Raw genomic sequence first — 15,043 nt, 5'->3', positions numbered from 1 at the left:
GCGCATCGGCGGACACCGAACCCAACAAAAAAGCCCGCGCATGCGGGCTTTTTTGTCGATCGCAGGAAACAGGAACGCCCGCGCGAGGCGGGCGCGCCGGATTACGCTGCTGCCTGCAGGCCCTTGACGGCTGCGGCGAGGCGGCTCTTGCTGCGAGCGGCCTTGTTCTTGTGAACGATCTTCTTGTCGGCGATCGTGTCGATCGTCTTCACGGCAGCCTTGAACAGCTCGGCAGCCTTTGCCTGGTCGCCGGCGTCGACAGCCTTGCGAACAGCCTTGATCGCGGTACGGAATTTCGAGCGCAGCGCCGAGTTGTGCGAGTTTGCCTTCGCTGCCTGGCGGGCGCGCTTGCGTGCTTGTGCGGAGTTAGCCATGACGGTTCCTTATCCTGTCCTGTTTCCAGAGCTTGGAGCCTGACGGCCAAGCGCTGCTTTTCGATCCGTCCCCTGAGAGCGATTGCCCAGGGGCGCATAAAAAACGTTGGTTTTATCCGAGGCCGAGACACGAAAACGGCAGGTGCCGCGCATGTAACAGGCTCAGAAACCGGCGATTATAGCAACAAAATCAAGCGCGTGGCAAGTTTGGCGTTGGTTGTCGCGGGGCAGGGGCGCAACGGACGTCCTTTTCGGCCTGCGCCGTCGCCGGGCCGCGCAACGTCCGTATAATAAGCGCCCCATGAATCTATTCCGAGCCCTGCTGACGGTCAGCGGCTTCACGCTGCTGTCGCGCGTGACCGGACTGGCCCGTGAGACGCTGATCGCCCGTGCGTTCGGCGCCAGTCAATATACCGACGCGTTCTACGTCGCGTTCCGCATCCCGAACCTGCTGCGCCGCCTGTCCGCGGAAGGCGCGTTCTCGCAGGCGTTCGTGCCGATTCTTGCCGAGTTCAAGAACCAGCAGGGGCACGATGCGACGAAGGCGCTCGTCGACGCGATGTCCACCGTGCTCGCGTGGGCGCTCGCCGTGCTGTCGGTGGCCGGCATCGTCGGCGCATCGTGGGTCGTGTACGCGGTCGCGTCCGGGCTGCGCACCGACGGGCAGGCGTTCCCGCTTGCCGTCACGATGACGCGCATCATGTTCCCGTACATCGTGTTCATCTCGCTGACGACGCTCGCGTCCGGCGTGCTGAACACGTACAAGAGCTTCTCGCTGCCCGCGTTCGCGCCGGTGCTGCTCAACGTCGCGTTCATCGTCGCGGCGGTGTTTGTCGCGCCGCACCTGAAGGTGCCGGTCTACGCGCTCGCGTGGGCGGTCATCGCCGGCGGCGTGCTGCAGTTCCTGGTCCAGCTGCCCGGCCTGAAGAAGATCGACATGGTGCCGCTGGTCGGCCTCAACCCGCTGCGCGCGCTGCGGCATCGCGGCGTGAAGCGCGTGCTCGCGAAGATGGTGCCGGCCACCTTCGCGGTGTCGGTCGCGCAGCTGTCCCTCATCATCAACACCAACATCGCGTCGCGGCTCGGGCAGGGCGCGGTGTCGTGGATCAACTATGCGGACCGCCTGATGGAGTTCCCGACCGCGCTGCTCGGCGTCGCGCTCGGCACGATCCTGCTGCCGAGCCTGTCGAAGGCGCACGTCGACGCGGACGCGACCGAGTATTCGGCGCTGCTCGACTGGGGGCTGCGCGTCACGTTCCTGCTCGCCGCGCCGAGCGCGCTCGCGCTGTTCTTCTTCGCGGCGCCGCTCACCGCGACGCTGTTCAACTACGGCAAGTTCGACGCGTTCACCGTGACGATGGTCTCACGCGCGCTCGCGACCTACGGGATCGGTCTCGTCGGCATCATCCTGATCAAGATCCTCGCGCCGGGCTTCTACGCGAAGCAGGACATCAAGACGCCGGTGAAGATCGCGGTCGGCGTGCTGGTGGTCACGCAGTTGTCGAACTACGTGTTCGTGCCGCTGATCGGCCACGCGGGCCTTACGCTGAGCATCGGCGTCGGCGCGTGCCTGAACTCGCTGCTGCTGTTCATCGGCCTGCGGCGGCGCGGCATCTACCAGCCGTCGGCGGGATGGCTGCGCTTCTTCGCGCAGCTCGTCGGCGCGTCGCTCGTGCTCGCGGGCACGATGCACTGGTTCGCGATCAGCTTCGACTGGACAGGGCTGCGCGCGCAGCCGCTCGAGCGCATCGCGCTGATGGCCGCGTGCCTCGTGCTGTTCGCTGCACTATATTTCGGTATGTTGTGGGTGATGGGCTTCAAATACGCATACTTCAGAAGGCGCGCCAAGTGACGACCGCAATGACCCGCGTCCTCGATTACTTCAGCACGCTCGTGGCGGAGGACGAAAGTCTGCCCGTCACCGAGGCGGCGCTGTCGCTCGCGCAGGACGCGTACCCCGACCTCGACCTGCAGGGCACGCTTGCCGAGCTCGACGCGCTCGCGGCGCGCCTGCGTCGGCGGCTGCCCGACGACGCGGGCCTGAAGGACCGCATCGTTGCGCTGAACGCGTTCTTCTTCGGCGAACTGGGCTTCGCGTGCAATCACAACGACTACTACGACCCTGACAACAGCCACCTGAACATCGTGCTGAAGCGGCGGCGCGGCATCCCGATCTCGCTGTCGGTGCTGTACCTCGAACTCGCGGAGCAGCTCGGCGTGCCGGCGCGGGGCGTGTCGTTCCCGGGTCACTTCCTGCTGCGCGTGACGCTGTCGGACGGCGACCTGATCATCGATCCGACCAACGGCCATTCGCTGTCGGAGGCCGAGATGGTCGAGATGCTGGAGCCGTACGTCGCGCGCGCGGCGGGCGCGGTCGACAGCGCGTTGCGCGCGCTGCTGCAGCCGGCGACGAGCCGCGAGATCATCGCGCGGATGCTGCGCAACCTGAAGACGATCTATCTGCAGACGGAACGCTGGCAGCGGCTGCTCGCGGTGCAGCAGCGGCTCGTGATCCTGCTGCCGGGGCAGCCCGACGAAGTGCGCGACCGCGGCTTCGCGTATGCGCGCCTCGACTACCTGCGGCCGGCGCTCGAAGATCTCGAGCATTATCTCGACGAGCGGCCCGACGCCGACGACGCGACCGTCGTCGAGTCGCAGCTGACCGAGCTGCGGCAGCGGATGCAGCGCGGCGACGAAGACTGAGCGCGCGCCGCGCCGGATGCGAAACGCCCGCCACGCGCATTGCGCGCGGCGGGCGTTTTTTCTGGCGCGTGGGCCGCGTGTCGCGTTATTTCGGCTGCATCCGGATCGCGCCGTCGAGGCGGATCACCTCGCCGTTGAGCATCGGATTCTCGACGATCTGCCGGACCAGCATCGCGTATTCGGCCGGCTTGCCGAGCCGCGGCGGGAACGGCACCATCGCGCCGAGCGCATCCTGCACCTCCTTCGGCATGCCGAGCAGCATCGGCGTCTCGAAGAGGCCGGGCGCGATCGTCATCACGCGGATCGCGTTGCGCGACAGGTCGCGCGCGATCGGCAGCGTCATGCCGGCGACGCCCGCCTTCGACGCCGCATACGCGGCCTGGCCGATCTGGCCGTCGAACGCGGCGACCGACGCGGTGCTGACGATCACGCCGCGCTCGCCGAGCGCGTTCGGCTCGTTCGCCGACATCGCGACGGCGGCGAGGCGGATCATGTTGAACGTGCCGACGAGGTTCACGTTGATCGTCTTCGCGAACACGTCGAGCGGGTGCGCGCCGTCCTTGCCGACGGTCTTCGCGGCGGGGGCGATGCCCGCGCAGTTCACGAGGCCGCGCAGCGTGCCGGCGCGCGTCGCGGCGTCGACCGCGGCCTGCGCGTCTTCCTCGCGCGACACGTCGCACCGAACGAACACGCCGCCCAGTTCCTGCGCGAGCGCCTCGCCCGCGTCCTGGTTGAGGTCGGCGAGCACGACCTTGCCGCCTTCGTGCGCGAGCATCCGGGCGGTGCCCGCGCCGAGGCCCGATGCGCCGCCCGTGATCAGAAAGACGTTCCCGCGAATCTCCATGGCTGTCTCCTTGCTGGTGTAAGCGCCGGCCGGCCCGTGTGCTTGCGGGCGGCCGGATACGATCGATCCGGCCGATTGTACGGGGCGCCGCCGTCGACCGGATAAAAGCGAACGATCGTGCGGGTCATGCCGGCGCGAAAAAAAAGCCGCCTGGGTCAGGCGGCTTCGCGATGCGGGACGCGGTGCTTACTTCAGCGCGTCGAACGCACGGTCGCGGATCTCGTCGACGGTGCCGAGACCGGAGATCTTCCGGTACTGCGGCGCCTTCAGGCCGTTCTCCTCGCCGCGCGTCGCCCAGTCGCCGTAGTAGGTGATGAGCGGCTTGGTCTGCGCTTCGTATACTTCGAGACGCTTCTTGACCGTCTCTTCCTTGTCGTCGTCGCGCTGGATCAGCGGCTCGCCGGTGACGTCGTCGATCCCTTCGACCTTCGGCGGGTTGAACTTGACGTGATAGGTGCGGCCCGACGCCGGGTGCGTGCGGCGCCCGCTCATGCGCTCGACGATTTCCGAGAACGGCACGTCGATTTCCAGCACGTAGTCGATCGCGACGCCGGCTTCCTTCATCGCGTCGGCCTGCGCGATCGTGCGCGGGAAACCGTCGAACAGGTAGCCGTTCGCGCAGTCCGCTTCCTTCAGGCGCTCCTTCACGAGGCCGATGATCAGATCGTCCGTCACGAGCTTGCCTTCATCCATGAAGCGCTTCGCTTCGATGCCGAGCGGGGTGCCGGCCTTCACGGCCGCGCGCAGCATGTCGCCCGTCGAGATCTGCGGGATGCCGAATTTTTCCTTGATGAAGTTTGCCTGGGTGCCCTTTCCCGCGCCGGGCGCGCCCAACAGGATCAAACGCATGGTGATATCTCCAAGTATGTAGATTCGTATGGCGAGGCTCAAAGGCGTCGGCGACAGCGTGCGCGGGGCTTGCCTGGCGCGCGGCGGGACCGGTCTGACGCGGCGCGTCGGCTCGGCGACGCGCGGCTGCCGGCAGGGCCGCGGGCGGGGTCAAGCGAGGACGCGCAGGTCACGGACGGCTCGCACAACCGTCCGATTATGCCACGGGTTATTTTGAATCCGGCCGAAAAAGGGCCTGCACGCGTTCGAGATCGGCCGGCGTATCGATGCCGGCTTCGGGCGCGTGCGCGGTGATCATCACGGCGATCCGCTCGCCATGCCACATCGCGCGCAGCTGTTCGAGCTGTTCTGCCTGCTCGATCGGCGCCTGCGCGAGCGACGGATACGTGCGCAGGAAACGCGCGCGGTACGCGTAGAGGCCGATGTGCCGGTACACCGGAAACGCCGGCGCCGGCATCGCCGCGACGTCGGGCCAGTGCGGCTGGTACGCATCGCGGCTCCACGGGATCGGCGCGCGCGAGAAGTAGAGCGCGACGCTTTGTGCGTCGAGCGCGACCTTCACGATGTTCGGGTTGAACACGTCGGCCGCCGCGTGGATCGGGTGCGCGGCGGTCGCGATCGCGCAGGCCGGATGCGCGGCCAGGTGCGACGCTACGTCGCGGACCAGCGCCGGATCGATCAGCGGCTCGTCGCCCTGCACGTTGACGACGACCGTGTCGTCGCTCCATCCGAACGCGGCCGCGACTTCGGCGAGGCGGTCGGTGCCGGACGGATGGTCGGCGCGCGTGAGCACCGCTTCGAAGCCGTGCTCGCGCGCGGCGTCGAGCACGCTCTGCGCGTCGGACGCGACGAGCACCTGCTGCGCGCCCGCTTCGCGCGCCCGTTCGGCGACGCGCACGACCATCGGCTTGCCGCCGAGGTCGGCGAGCGGCTTGTTCGGAAGCCGGGTCGACGCGAGCCGGGCGGGAATGACGGCGATGAAGGGCTGCGGGTGGGTCATCGGACGGAACGGAAGCGGGTGACGGAAGCGGCGGGCGGCGCGTGCGCGGCGCCCGCGGGGCGGCAGGGATGCGCCGGGGCCGGAATGAGCGGCCGGGTTCAGCGGCCGGGTTCAGCGGCCGGCCGGGTCGACCGGCGTGCCTTCGACGGTCTGGCGCGCCTCGTCGACCAGCATCACGGGAATGCCGTCGCGGATCGGATAGGCGAGCTTGTCCGCGTTGCAGATCAGCTCCTGCGCGGCGCGGTCATAGTGGAGCGGGCCTTTGCAGATAGGGCACACAAGAATTTCAAGCAGGCGAGCGTCCACGGAGTTTCTCCACAACGAGGGCAATGAGGCGAGGATCGAGCGCGGCTTCGACAGGGACGACCCAGATTCGAGCGTCGCGCCAGGAAGCGCCCAATTTTACTGCATCCTTCTCGGTGATCAGGATCGTGTCGACCTGATCGTCGTCGAACGGATTGTGCGCGAACGCGTAGTGATCGGGCAGCGCGCGGGTCGCGGGCGCGAGGCCGGCCGCGCGCAGCGTCGCGAAGAAGCGTTCGGGCGCGCCGATGCCGGCCGCCGCGAGCACGCGCTCGCCGGCGAACTGCGACAGCGGGCGGCGCAGCGCCGGCTGGTCGAGATGCCACGCGGCGCCGGGCGCGAGCGCGAGCGCGTAGGTGTCGGGCCACGGCGGCAGCGCGCCGCTGTACGGATCGTTGACGAGGGTCGCGTCGCGGCGCCGCGACAGCGGCTCGCGCAGCGGCCCGGCCGGCAGCAGGAAGCCGTTGCCGCCTAGCCGGTGGTCGAACACGACGAGCTCGACCGTGCGCGCGAGGCGGTAGTGCTGCAGGCCGTCGTCGCTGACGATCACGTCGACGTCCGGATGCGCGGCGCGCAGCGCCTGCGCGGCCGCCACGCGATCGGGGCAGACCCAGACGGGCGCGCCGGTGCGGCGGGCGATCAGCAGCGGCTCGTCGCCGGCCTCGCTCGCGCGCGCGCCCGGCGTCACCGCGGTCGGCGTGCGCACGTCCGCGCCGTAGCCGCGCGACACGACGCCCGGCGTGAAGCCCGCGGCGCGCAGCGCATCGACGAGCGCGATCACGGTCGGCGTCTTGCCGGTGCCGCCGACGGTCACGTTGCCGACCACGACGACCGGCACGCCGACGTCGACCGGCTTCTTCCAGCCTTGCGCGTAGGCCGCGCGGCGCAGCGCCGCGCACAGCCCGAACACGCAGGCGAACGGCGTGAGCGCCCACACGAGCGCGCCGCGGCGCTGCCATTCGCGCGTGAGGCGCGTCTCGAGCCGGGCGAGCGGGCCGCCGGGCGTGCTCATCGGTCAGCGCGCGGCATGTGGCGCCGCGTGGCGTGGGACGGGGTCGTCAAGGCGAATCCTCCGGATGGCGGCGCAAGCCGCGGGTTCTGCGGAAGGCGGCACTCTAGCGCGCGGCGCGCCGGCCCGGCAAGCACCGCGCCGCCACGACGCAGGCGGGGCCGGATCGCGCGGACCTGTGGATAACTCTGTGAAGAACCCGGCAGGCGATCGCCGCACATGCCCGTCCGGTGGACCTCGAATCGGATGAGAATCATTCCGGATGCATTAAAACTTTATAAGAATCAATGTGTTGCCACAAATTGTCAGGGGTTTTGGGGAGTTTTGCGGGGTTTTTTGCAGTCGATTGCCCGGGTGTGGACACTTTTCGCGTTGTGCAATGCACGCGGCGCCGCTGGACGCCGGGCGGATGTCGGACTATCGTGTCGCCGCCAGCATTCAACCGATCGTCCATGCTTTCCGACTCCTCATTTACCGCGCCGGGCGCGACGCGCGGCGGCGATGAAGTGATCCCCGTCTCGGCCCTCAACCGTGCGATTTCGACGATGCTCGAGCGCTCGTTTCCGCTGCTGTGGGTCGCGGGCGAAGTATCGAATTTCACGCGCGCCGCGAGCGGCCACTGGTATTTCTCGATCAAGGACCAGCAGGCGCAGATGCGCTGCGTGATGTTCCGCGGCCGCGCGCAATACGCGGAGTTCACGCCGCGCGAAGGCGACCGGATCGAGGTGCGCGCGGTCGTCACGATGTACGAGCCGCGCGGCGAGGTGCAGCTCAATGTCGAGGCCGTGCGACGCACCGGGCAGGGGCGTCTGTACGAGGCGTTCCTGCGGCTCAAGGCGCAGCTCGAGGCGGAGGGCCTGTTCGCGCCCGAGCGCAAGCGGCCGCTGCCCGCGCATCCGCGTGCGATCGGCATCGTCACGTCGCTGCAGGCTGCCGCGCTGCGCGACGTGCTGACCACGCTCGCGCGCCGCGCGCCGCACGTGCCGGTGATCGTCTATCCGGCGCCCGTGCAGGGCGCGGGCGCGGCTGAGAAGCTCGTCGCGGCGGTCGAGACCGCCAATGCGCGGCGCGAGGTCGACGTGCTGCTCGTGTGCCGCGGCGGCGGCTCGATCGAGGATCTGTGGTCGTTCAACGACGAGGCGCTCGCGCGCGCAATCGCGGCGAGCGCGCTGCCCGTCGTCAGCGGCGTCGGGCACGAAACCGATTTCACGATCGCCGATTTCGCCGCCGACGTGCGAGCGCCGACGCCGACCGGCGCGGCCGAACTGGCGAGCCCGCAGCGCGCGCTGCTGCTGCGCGAGGTGAGCGACCGGCAAGGCGCGCTCGCGCGCGGGATGCGCCGCGTGCTCGAACAGCGCGCGCAGCAGCTCGACTGGCTCGCGCGCCGGCTCGTCAGCCCGGCTGAACGGCTGCAGCGGCAGCGCACGCATATCGGGCAGCTCGCGGTGCGCCTCGCGTCCGCGGCGGCGCGGCCGGTGCGCGACGCGCGCGCCCGCTTCGCGCTTGCGCAATTGCGCTGGCAGCGCGCGCGGCCCGACGTGACGCAGGCGCGTCACGCGCTCGCCGGGCTGGAGCAACGTCTTTCGGTCGCGCTGCAGCGCCGCCACGAACGCGACACGGCGCGCGTGGCAGCCTGTGCGGCGCGGCTCGAGGTGCTGAGCCCGCAACGCACGCTCGAGCGCGGCTACGCGGCGCTCATCGATACGCAGACGGGCCGCGCGGTGCGCGCGCCGAGCGCGCTGAAGCCGCAACGGCGGCTGACCGTGCATCTCGCCGAAGGCTCGGCGGACGTGTCGCTCGCCGACGTCCAGCCGCGGCTGTCGGATACGTTCTGAACGAACGGCGGCGATCGGGGCATCCCGCCGGATGCTGCGCGAACGCCGCTTTTCCGCATACCGCGGATAAATGGCCCGCGTGTTTGCGGGGTTATTCGTCCTCGCCTACAATCGGACGCTCGGCAGCATTCAACACAGCCTCCCTACATACTCAACGAAGGAATCGCCATGGCTCATACGCTCCCGCCGCTCCCGTACGCTGAAGACGCGCTCGCGCCGACCATCTCGCAAGAGACGATTCAGTACCACTACGGCAAGCATCACCAGGCTTATGTGACGAACCTGAACAACCTGATCCCCGGCACGGAATTCGAAAACCTGTCGCTGGAAGAGATCGTGAAGAAGTCGTCGGGCGGCATCTTCAACAACGCCGCGCAAATCTGGAACCACACGTTCTTCTGGAACAGCCTGTCGCCGAACGGCGGCGGCGCTCCGACGGGCGCGCTGGGCGACGCGATCAATGCGAAGTGGGGTTCGTACGACGCGTTCAAGGAAGCCTTCACGAAGGCGGCAGTCGGCACGTTCGGCTCGGGCTGGGCATGGCTCGTGAAGAAGGCTGACGGTTCGCTCGACATCGTGTCGACGAGCAACGCGGCAACGCCGCTGACGACGGCCGACAAGGCGCTGCTGACGATCGACGTGTGGGAGCACGCGTACTACATCGACTACCGCAACGCGCGTCCGAAGTTCGTCGAAGCATTCTGGAACATCGTGAACTGGGACTTCGCCGCGAAGAACTTTGCGTAAGTCACCGACACCTTTGCCGCGCCCCGCACCGGGCGCGCGGCATCCCGCAAAAAGCCCTCGTTCACCGGACGAGGGCTTTTTGCTTTTCGGCGATCGGCCTTGAAGCACGTTCGGGAACGAAACGGGCGCCTTGTATGCGATTCGTAACATATGAGGGTAGTTTCGGATCGGTAGAACGCCGCGTAGTCGCCTACTGTGGGTAAGTGCGAAACTGCAGACGCTTCGACCATGCGGTCTGACGAACGACACGCGCGTCGTCTTTCCTGCAACGGCGATCGGCATGACGCAATCGGCAACGGCGGGGGCGTGTCATGGTTTTTCTGGAAAGAAGGCTTGCGTTGAATTTCGTCGAGCGGAAGGACCACGCTCTCGAACATGTCGGGCTCGACAACGAGAAACGCACGTATTACCCCGCCATGACCATGTGGTTGAAGCTGGGGCAGCTTCAGGTGGTGCAGCAACTCGCGGAGCCGCTGGGCGCGGACAAGCAGCCGACGCTTGCCATGTCGCTGCACGGCGTGGCCTGTCTCGACGGGCAGGAGCTGTCGATCATCGGCGACGATCGACACACGACGCGCACGCTGCAGGTGTCCTTCGAGGCGCGCGACGTCAGCACGGCGGACCGGCTGGGCCTGCGTGCGCTGGAAGACGAGCTGGGCCATGCGTTGTCCGACGTGGTGCTCGGCAGTGCCCGGCTCGGCTTCAATCGTGCCGACGACGGCACCGACGAGCCCGATCAGTGGTGGCTCGCGTGCCATATTCCCAACGCCTGCCTGCAGGTGCTCGCGAAGGCCATCGCGGATGGCCAGCTTGGCGCGGTGGAGCTGGGGCTGACCATGCGGCACCTGTATCTGGCGGAAAGTGCGGCGGCTGACCCGGCACGCCAGCCCCGCCTGTTTCTCCGGCCCGGCGAAAGCGACGACGCGATCGAATGGCCGAGTATCGCGACCGGCTATGTGACCCACCTGCGGATCGACTTTGCGACGACCGCATTGCGCGGCCCGGCGGCGGGCCATGGTCACGACGGTGACGCAACGGCGAAGCTCGTCGCGGATGCCGTGAACTCGCTGGGACTCAGGCTCCTCAACCTCAGGTTGACGCTGAGATGGATCGGCGTCCTCATCGCCTTGCTGCTCTTCCTCGAAGTGCTCGAACGGCTCTGATCCGTCTCATTTCCGGCCGGGCCTTATAACCGGAGGCAATCAGTCGATGCCATAAATTCAATAGACGCTCGACGGCCCGGCTCCGACACTCGTTCTCCAGCAATTCGTGACACGAATGACGGCGCGCACCGAGACCCCGGCCACGGGGCCGCGCACCGCTCCTGGAGGAGACACCATGTTTCAACGCCCCCGCGTCAGTCGGTCGGTCCTCGCGCTGATGTGCGCGATGTCGTTCATCATGTACCTCGATCGCGTGAACCTGTCGGCGTCCGCCGGCGTGATCCGCGACGACCTGCATCTGTCCAATACCGGCGTCGGCCTCGTGTTCGCGGCATTCGCGTACACGTATGCGATCTGCCAGGTGCTCGGCGGCTGGGCGAGCGACCGCTACGGCGCGAAGCGCACGCTGATCGCCTGCGCGACGATCTGGATCGTCGCGACCGTCGCCACCGGGCTCGCCGGCGGCCTCGTGTCGCTGTTCTGCGCGCGCATGCTGCTCGGCATCGGCGAGGGCGCGGCGCTGCCCGCGCAGGCCCGCGCGCTGGCCAACTGGTTCCCCGCCGGCCGGCGCGGCTTCGTGCAAGGGCTCACGCATTCATTCTCGCGGCTCGGCAACGCGGTGACGCCGCCGCTCGTCGCGTTCGTCGTCGCGATCGCGTCGTGGCGCGCATCGTTCGTCGCGGCGGGCGCGCTGACCGCCGTGTGGGTGATCGTCTACGCGTGGTACTTCGCCGACGATCCGCGCCGGCACCGCCACATGTGCGCCGACGAAGCGGCCGACCTGCCGCCTGCACGCGCTTCGGCCGACTCGCAGGCGCATGCACGCACGCCGTGGCGGCGGCTGCTCGCCCGCATCGCGCCGACGATGGTCGTGTACTTCTGCTACGGCTGGACCGGCTGGCTGTTCTTCACGTGGCTACCGACCTTCTTCATGCACGGCCGCGGCCTCGACCTGAAGCAATCCGCGCTGTTCTCGGCCGGCGTGTTCCTGTCGGGCGTCGTCGGCAACACGGTGGGCGGCGCGCTCAGCGATCGCGTGCTGAAGCGCACCGGCAACGTCGTCGCCGCGCGCCGCAACGTGATCATCGTCGCGTTCGCCGGCGCGCTCGTGTTCCTCGCGCCGGTGATGTTCGCGAAGTCGCTGACCGTGACGGCTGCATCGATGAGCCTGTCGTTCTTCTTCCTCGAGATGACGATCGGGCCGATCTGGGCGGTGCCGATGGACATCACGTCGCGGCACGTCGGCGTCGCGAGCGGCCTCGTGAACGCGGGCTCGGCGGTTGCGGGCATCTTCACGCCGATCGTGTTCGGCTTCGTCGTCGACCGCACCGGCAGCTGGACGCTGCCGTTTGCCGGCTCGATCGCGCTGCTCGTGTTCGGCATCGTGATGACCTTCTTCATGCGGCCCGACCTGCCGCTGCGCGACGATGCGCGTGCGCACGCGGACGACGCGGCTTTCGAACTGGCCGGACCGTCCGGACGCTGAACGGGGAGACGACTTCGATGAACCTGCCAACCGTCAACGCATCGTTCGCATTGGATGCCGCCACCCGCAAGGCCCGTGCGCGCCTGCTGCCGTTCCTCGTGCTGATGTACGTGCTCGCGTTCGTCGATCGCGCGAATGTCGGGTTCGCGAAGAACGTGCTGCAGGCCGACACCGGCCTGAGCGATGCGGCGTTCGCGTTCGGCGCCGGCATCTTCTTCGTCGGCTACGCATTGTTCGAAGTCCCGAGCAACCTGCTGATGCACCGCTTCGGCGCGCGCGCGTGGATGAGCCGCATCATGCTCACCTGGGGCATCGTGTCCGCATGCACGGCGTTCGTGCACGACGCGGCGAGCTTCTACCTGCTGCGCGTGCTGCTCGGCATCGCGGAAGCGGGGTTTTTTCCCGGCATCATCCTGTTCCTGTCGAACTGGTTTCCGGCACGGATCCGCGCGCAGGCGATGGGCCTGTTCTACTTCGGGCTGCCGCTCGCGCTCGTGCTCGGCAGCCCGGTGTCCGGCTGGCTGCTCGACCTGCCGATGCCGTTCGGCCTGCATCCGTGGCAGGGCATGTTCGCGCTCGAGGGGCTCGCGGCATCCGTGGTCGGCGTGATCGCGTTCTTCTACCTGACGGACCGGCCGGCCGACGCGCGCTGGCTATCGGCCGACGAGCGCGCGGCGCTCGTGGCGACGCTCGGCGACGAGGACGCGCACAAGCGCGCGCACGGCCCGGCGTCGGTGGCGGCGGCGCTGCGCGACACGCGCGTGCTGTTCTTCAGCGCGATCTATTTCGCGATCCAGGTCAGCGTGTACGGCGTCGTGTTCTACCTGCCGACGCGCATCGCCGGGCTGACGGGCGGCCACGTCGGCACGGCGGTGGGCTTCCTGACTGCGATCCCGTGGTGCGCGGCGATCGCCGGCACGTTCGTCGTCACGCGGCGCGCGGACCGCTCGGGCCGGCACCGCGCGTGGGCGGCCGCGATGCTGGCGCTCGCGGCGGCGGGAATCGCCGCGTCGGCGCTCGGCGCGTCGCTGCCGGTCGTGCTGGTTGCGTTCTGCGTGGCCGCGACCGGGTTCGTCGCGGTGCAGCCGCTGTTCTGGACCCTGCCGACCGGCTACCTGGGCGGCGCGGCCGCGGCGGGCGGGATCGCGTTCATCAATTCGGTCGGCAATCTCGGCGGCTTCGTCGCGCCGAACCTGAAGAGCGTCGCGGAGCGCGTCGCCGGGCATCCGCAGGCCGGCATGCTGACGCTCGCGCTGTTCGGTTGCGTCGGCGCGGCGCTGTTGACGAGGGTAGGCCGGCGTGAGGATGCGTCGCGCGGCGACGGCGCCGCGTGGCGCGGGGAGCGGTCGTGACGGCCGCGGCGCGCCGCAGGCTTCTCAGCCCTGCAGCCCGCTTGCGCGCCGCAGCGCGTCGACGTCGACGAGTTCGATCTCGCCGACGTGCAGCCGCACCACGCCGTCCGTCTCCAGCGATCTCAGCAGCTGATTCGTGGTCTGACGCGTCAGCGACAGCATCGCCGCGAGCTTTTCCTGCGACAGCCGGATGCGCGTGCGGCCGGCGCTGATCCCGCCGTAGCCGTCGGCGATCATCAGCAGGCGCGCGGCGAGCCGCTGCGCGGCCGGCATCACGCTCATCGACTCGACGGTCAGGAAGCTGAGCCGCAGCTTCTGCGCCATCAGCAGCGCGAATTGCCGCCAGTATTGCGGCGTCGCGTCGAGGATCGCAAGCAGCGCCGCCTGCGGCACGTGCAGCAGCAGCGTGTCGTCGAGCGCGATCGCGTCGTGCGTGCGCGGCCGGCCGTCGAACAGCGCGATCTCGCCGAACCACGTGACCGGCTCGGCGACCGTCAGCAGCGCCTCCTTGCCCTGCGGATCGACCGCGCCTATCGTGAGGGAACCGCCCAGCACCGCGTACAGCCCGCACGGCGGGTCGCCGCGGCGGAACAGCGCGTGGCCGGCCGGCAGGCGGCGCAGCGCGGCGCGCGCGAGCAACTCCGCGCGCAGTGCTTGCGGCAGCGCGGCGAACCACGGGTGCGCGTCGAGTTGCGGCAGGTATCGGCCGACAGACTTGGGGTCGAAAGGCTCGGGGTCGAAGGACTCGGGGTCGAAGGACTCGGGCATGGGCGGCGCGATGTCGGGTAGCCGACAGTGGTTCTCGGGCGTGACGGGCATCATAGCGCGCATCGAACGACAAGGAGACGCCATGAAGACCCTCGAAGACCATCTTTCCCAGTACGCGGCCTATCACCGCGACGCGCGCAACATCGCGACGCATCTGGTCGGCATCCCGATCATCGTGTTCGCGGTCGAGGTGCTGCTGTCGCGGCCCGCGTTCGGCGCGCCGGCGGGCGTCGCGCTGTCGCCGGCGCTGCTGCTCACGATCGCGTTCGTCGTGTTCTACCTGCGCGTCGACCTGCGCTTCGGCGCCGTGATGACGGTGCTGTTCGCGTTCGGCCTGTGGGCCGGGCAGACGCTCGCCGCGCTGCCGACCGCGCAATGGCTCGGCATCGGGATCGGCGCGTTCGTCGTCGGCTGGATCGTGCAGTTCGTCGGGCACTGGTTCGAGGGGCGCAAGCCCGCGTTCGTCGACGATCTCGTCGGGCTGATGGTCGGGCCGCTGTTCGTCGTCGCCGAGGTTGCGTTCTTCGCGGGGCTGCGCGGCGATGTGCGGCGCGCGGTCGAGGAGCGGGCCGGGCCCGTGCACGGCGGCGCGCACGACGCGCATGTCTGA

Annotated in this window: 15 protein-coding genes; 8 read left to right on the top strand and 7 right to left on the bottom strand. The window is 68.8% G+C overall.

The features are described from left to right. Positions 1–101: 101 nt before the first annotated feature. Positions 102–374 carry a 30S ribosomal protein S20 gene (rpsT, locus tag ACFIMZ_RS15690; RefSeq protein ID WP_006398494.1) on the bottom strand — a complete coding sequence of 91 codons (273 nt, stop codon included), beginning with the start codon at positions 372–374 and terminating at the stop codon, positions 102–104. A 301-nt stretch (positions 375–675) separates the two neighbouring features. On the opposite strand from rpsT, the gene murJ reads away from it, so the two are divergent. Both murJ and ACFIMZ_RS15680 read left to right on the top strand, forming a co-directional pair. Next, entirely contained in the window at positions 676–2,226 is a 1,551-nt protein-coding gene (gene murJ / locus ACFIMZ_RS15685; protein WP_431820300.1) for a murein biosynthesis integral membrane protein MurJ, read from the top strand. An 8-nt stretch (positions 2,227–2,234) separates the two neighbouring features. After that, the gene (locus ACFIMZ_RS15680; RefSeq protein ID WP_431820299.1) at positions 2,235–3,077 is read left to right on the top strand and encodes a SirB1 family protein; all 843 of its coding nucleotides are present in this window, start codon (positions 2,235–2,237) and stop codon (positions 3,075–3,077) included. An 85-nt stretch (positions 3,078–3,162) separates the two neighbouring features. Here ACFIMZ_RS15680 and ACFIMZ_RS15675 read toward each other — a convergent pair whose 3' ends face one another. The 5 genes from ACFIMZ_RS15675 to lpxK form a co-directional block, all read right to left on the bottom strand. After that, on the bottom strand, positions 3,163–3,921 hold the full coding sequence (locus tag ACFIMZ_RS15675) for a 3-hydroxyacyl-CoA dehydrogenase (RefSeq protein WP_431820298.1): 759 nt from the start codon (positions 3,919–3,921) through the stop codon (positions 3,163–3,165). A gap of 186 nt (positions 3,922–4,107) precedes the next feature. Further along, positions 4,108–4,770, bottom strand: coding sequence for an adenylate kinase (gene adk / locus ACFIMZ_RS15670; RefSeq protein ID WP_431820297.1), 663 nt, complete (start codon positions 4,768–4,770; stop codon positions 4,108–4,110). A gap of 208 nt (positions 4,771–4,978) precedes the next feature. Next, positions 4,979–5,770, bottom strand: a complete 792-nt coding sequence (gene kdsB, locus ACFIMZ_RS15665; protein ID WP_373374491.1) for a 3-deoxy-manno-octulosonate cytidylyltransferase — start codon at positions 5,768–5,770, stop codon at positions 4,979–4,981. Between the two features lie 111 nt (positions 5,771–5,881). Next, positions 5,882–6,076 carry a Trm112 family protein gene (locus ACFIMZ_RS15660; protein WP_010090898.1) on the bottom strand — a complete coding sequence of 65 codons (195 nt, stop codon included), beginning with the start codon at positions 6,074–6,076 and terminating at the stop codon, positions 5,882–5,884. Further along, positions 6,057–7,085, bottom strand: coding sequence for a tetraacyldisaccharide 4'-kinase (gene lpxK, locus ACFIMZ_RS15655; RefSeq protein WP_431820296.1), 1,029 nt, complete (start codon positions 7,083–7,085; stop codon positions 6,057–6,059). The genes ACFIMZ_RS15660 and lpxK overlap by 20 nt, the downstream gene beginning before the upstream one ends. A gap of 449 nt (positions 7,086–7,534) precedes the next feature. Here lpxK and xseA point away from each other — a divergent pair, with 449 nt between their 5' ends. The 5 genes from xseA (at position 7,535) to ACFIMZ_RS15630 (ending at position 13,665) form a co-directional block, all read left to right on the top strand. Continuing rightward, positions 7,535–8,917: an exodeoxyribonuclease VII large subunit gene (gene xseA / locus ACFIMZ_RS15650; protein ID WP_431820295.1), complete on the top strand. Its 1,383-nt coding sequence runs from the start codon at positions 7,535–7,537 to the stop codon at positions 8,915–8,917. Between the two features lie 168 nt (positions 8,918–9,085). Beyond that, positions 9,086–9,664, top strand: coding sequence for a superoxide dismutase [Fe] (sodB, locus tag ACFIMZ_RS15645; RefSeq protein ID WP_017333980.1), 579 nt, complete (start codon positions 9,086–9,088; stop codon positions 9,662–9,664). Positions 9,665–9,975: 311 nt separating this feature from the next. Then, entirely contained in the window at positions 9,976–10,827 is an 852-nt protein-coding gene (locus ACFIMZ_RS15640) for a hypothetical protein (protein WP_431820294.1), read from the top strand. Between the two features lie 175 nt (positions 10,828–11,002). Beyond that, entirely contained in the window at positions 11,003–12,313 is a 1,311-nt protein-coding gene (locus ACFIMZ_RS15635) for an MFS transporter (protein WP_431820293.1), read from the top strand. Between the two features lie 17 nt (positions 12,314–12,330). Further along, positions 12,331–13,665: an MFS transporter gene (locus ACFIMZ_RS15630; protein ID WP_431820292.1), complete on the top strand. Its 1,335-nt coding sequence runs from the start codon at positions 12,331–12,333 to the stop codon at positions 13,663–13,665. A 24-nt stretch (positions 13,666–13,689) separates the two neighbouring features. Here ACFIMZ_RS15630 and ACFIMZ_RS15625 read toward each other — a convergent pair whose 3' ends face one another. Next, entirely contained in the window at positions 13,690–14,433 is a 744-nt protein-coding gene (locus tag ACFIMZ_RS15625; RefSeq protein ID WP_431820291.1) for a Crp/Fnr family transcriptional regulator, read from the bottom strand. Between the two features lie 82 nt (positions 14,434–14,515). Here ACFIMZ_RS15625 and ACFIMZ_RS15620 point away from each other — a divergent pair, with 82 nt between their 5' ends. Then, a complete protein-coding gene (locus ACFIMZ_RS15620) occupies positions 14,516–15,043 on the top strand; it encodes a DUF962 domain-containing protein (RefSeq protein WP_431820290.1) in 528 nt (175 codons plus the stop codon).

Origin of the sequence: Burkholderia sp. F1 (assembly GCF_050813845.1) — a bacterium.
Classification (GTDB): Bacteria; Pseudomonadota; Gammaproteobacteria; order Burkholderiales; family Burkholderiaceae; genus Burkholderia; species Burkholderia ubonensis.
The sequence above is the reverse complement of the archived record's forward strand: the minus strand, read 5'-3'. Positions and strand labels throughout refer to the sequence as shown.

What these genes read in the sequence shown, in the direction of transcription:
- rpsT (WP_006398494.1), bottom strand. Translation starts at nt 374, where the DNA reads ATGGCTAACTCCGCACAAGCACGCAAGCGCGCCCGCCAGGCAGCGAAG.
- murJ (WP_431820300.1), top strand. Translation starts at nt 676, where the DNA reads ATGAATCTATTCCGAGCCCTGCTGACGGTCAGCGGCTTCACGCTGCTG.
- ACFIMZ_RS15680 (WP_431820299.1), top strand. Translation starts at nt 2,235, where the DNA reads ATGACCCGCGTCCTCGATTACTTCAGCACGCTCGTGGCGGAGGACGAA.
- ACFIMZ_RS15675 (WP_431820298.1), bottom strand. Translation starts at nt 3,921, where the DNA reads ATGGAGATTCGCGGGAACGTCTTTCTGATCACGGGCGGCGCATCGGGC.
- adk (WP_431820297.1), bottom strand. Translation starts at nt 4,770, where the DNA reads ATGCGTTTGATCCTGTTGGGCGCGCCCGGCGCGGGAAAGGGCACCCAG.
- kdsB (WP_373374491.1), bottom strand. Translation starts at nt 5,770, where the DNA reads ATGACCCACCCGCAGCCCTTCATCGCCGTCATTCCCGCCCGGCTCGCG.
- lpxK (WP_431820296.1), bottom strand. Translation starts at nt 7,085, where the DNA reads ATGAGCACGCCCGGCGGCCCGCTCGCCCGGCTCGAGACGCGCCTCACG.
- xseA (WP_431820295.1), top strand. Translation starts at nt 7,535, where the DNA reads ATGCTTTCCGACTCCTCATTTACCGCGCCGGGCGCGACGCGCGGCGGC.
- sodB (WP_017333980.1), top strand. Translation starts at nt 9,086, where the DNA reads ATGGCTCATACGCTCCCGCCGCTCCCGTACGCTGAAGACGCGCTCGCG.
- ACFIMZ_RS15640 (WP_431820294.1), top strand. Translation starts at nt 9,976, where the DNA reads ATGGTTTTTCTGGAAAGAAGGCTTGCGTTGAATTTCGTCGAGCGGAAG.
- ACFIMZ_RS15635 (WP_431820293.1), top strand. Translation starts at nt 11,003, where the DNA reads ATGTTTCAACGCCCCCGCGTCAGTCGGTCGGTCCTCGCGCTGATGTGC.
- ACFIMZ_RS15630 (WP_431820292.1), top strand. Translation starts at nt 12,331, where the DNA reads ATGAACCTGCCAACCGTCAACGCATCGTTCGCATTGGATGCCGCCACC.
- ACFIMZ_RS15625 (WP_431820291.1), bottom strand. Translation starts at nt 14,433, where the DNA reads ATGCCCGAGTCCTTCGACCCCGAGTCCTTCGACCCCGAGCCTTTCGAC.
- ACFIMZ_RS15620 (WP_431820290.1), top strand. Translation starts at nt 14,516, where the DNA reads ATGAAGACCCTCGAAGACCATCTTTCCCAGTACGCGGCCTATCACCGC.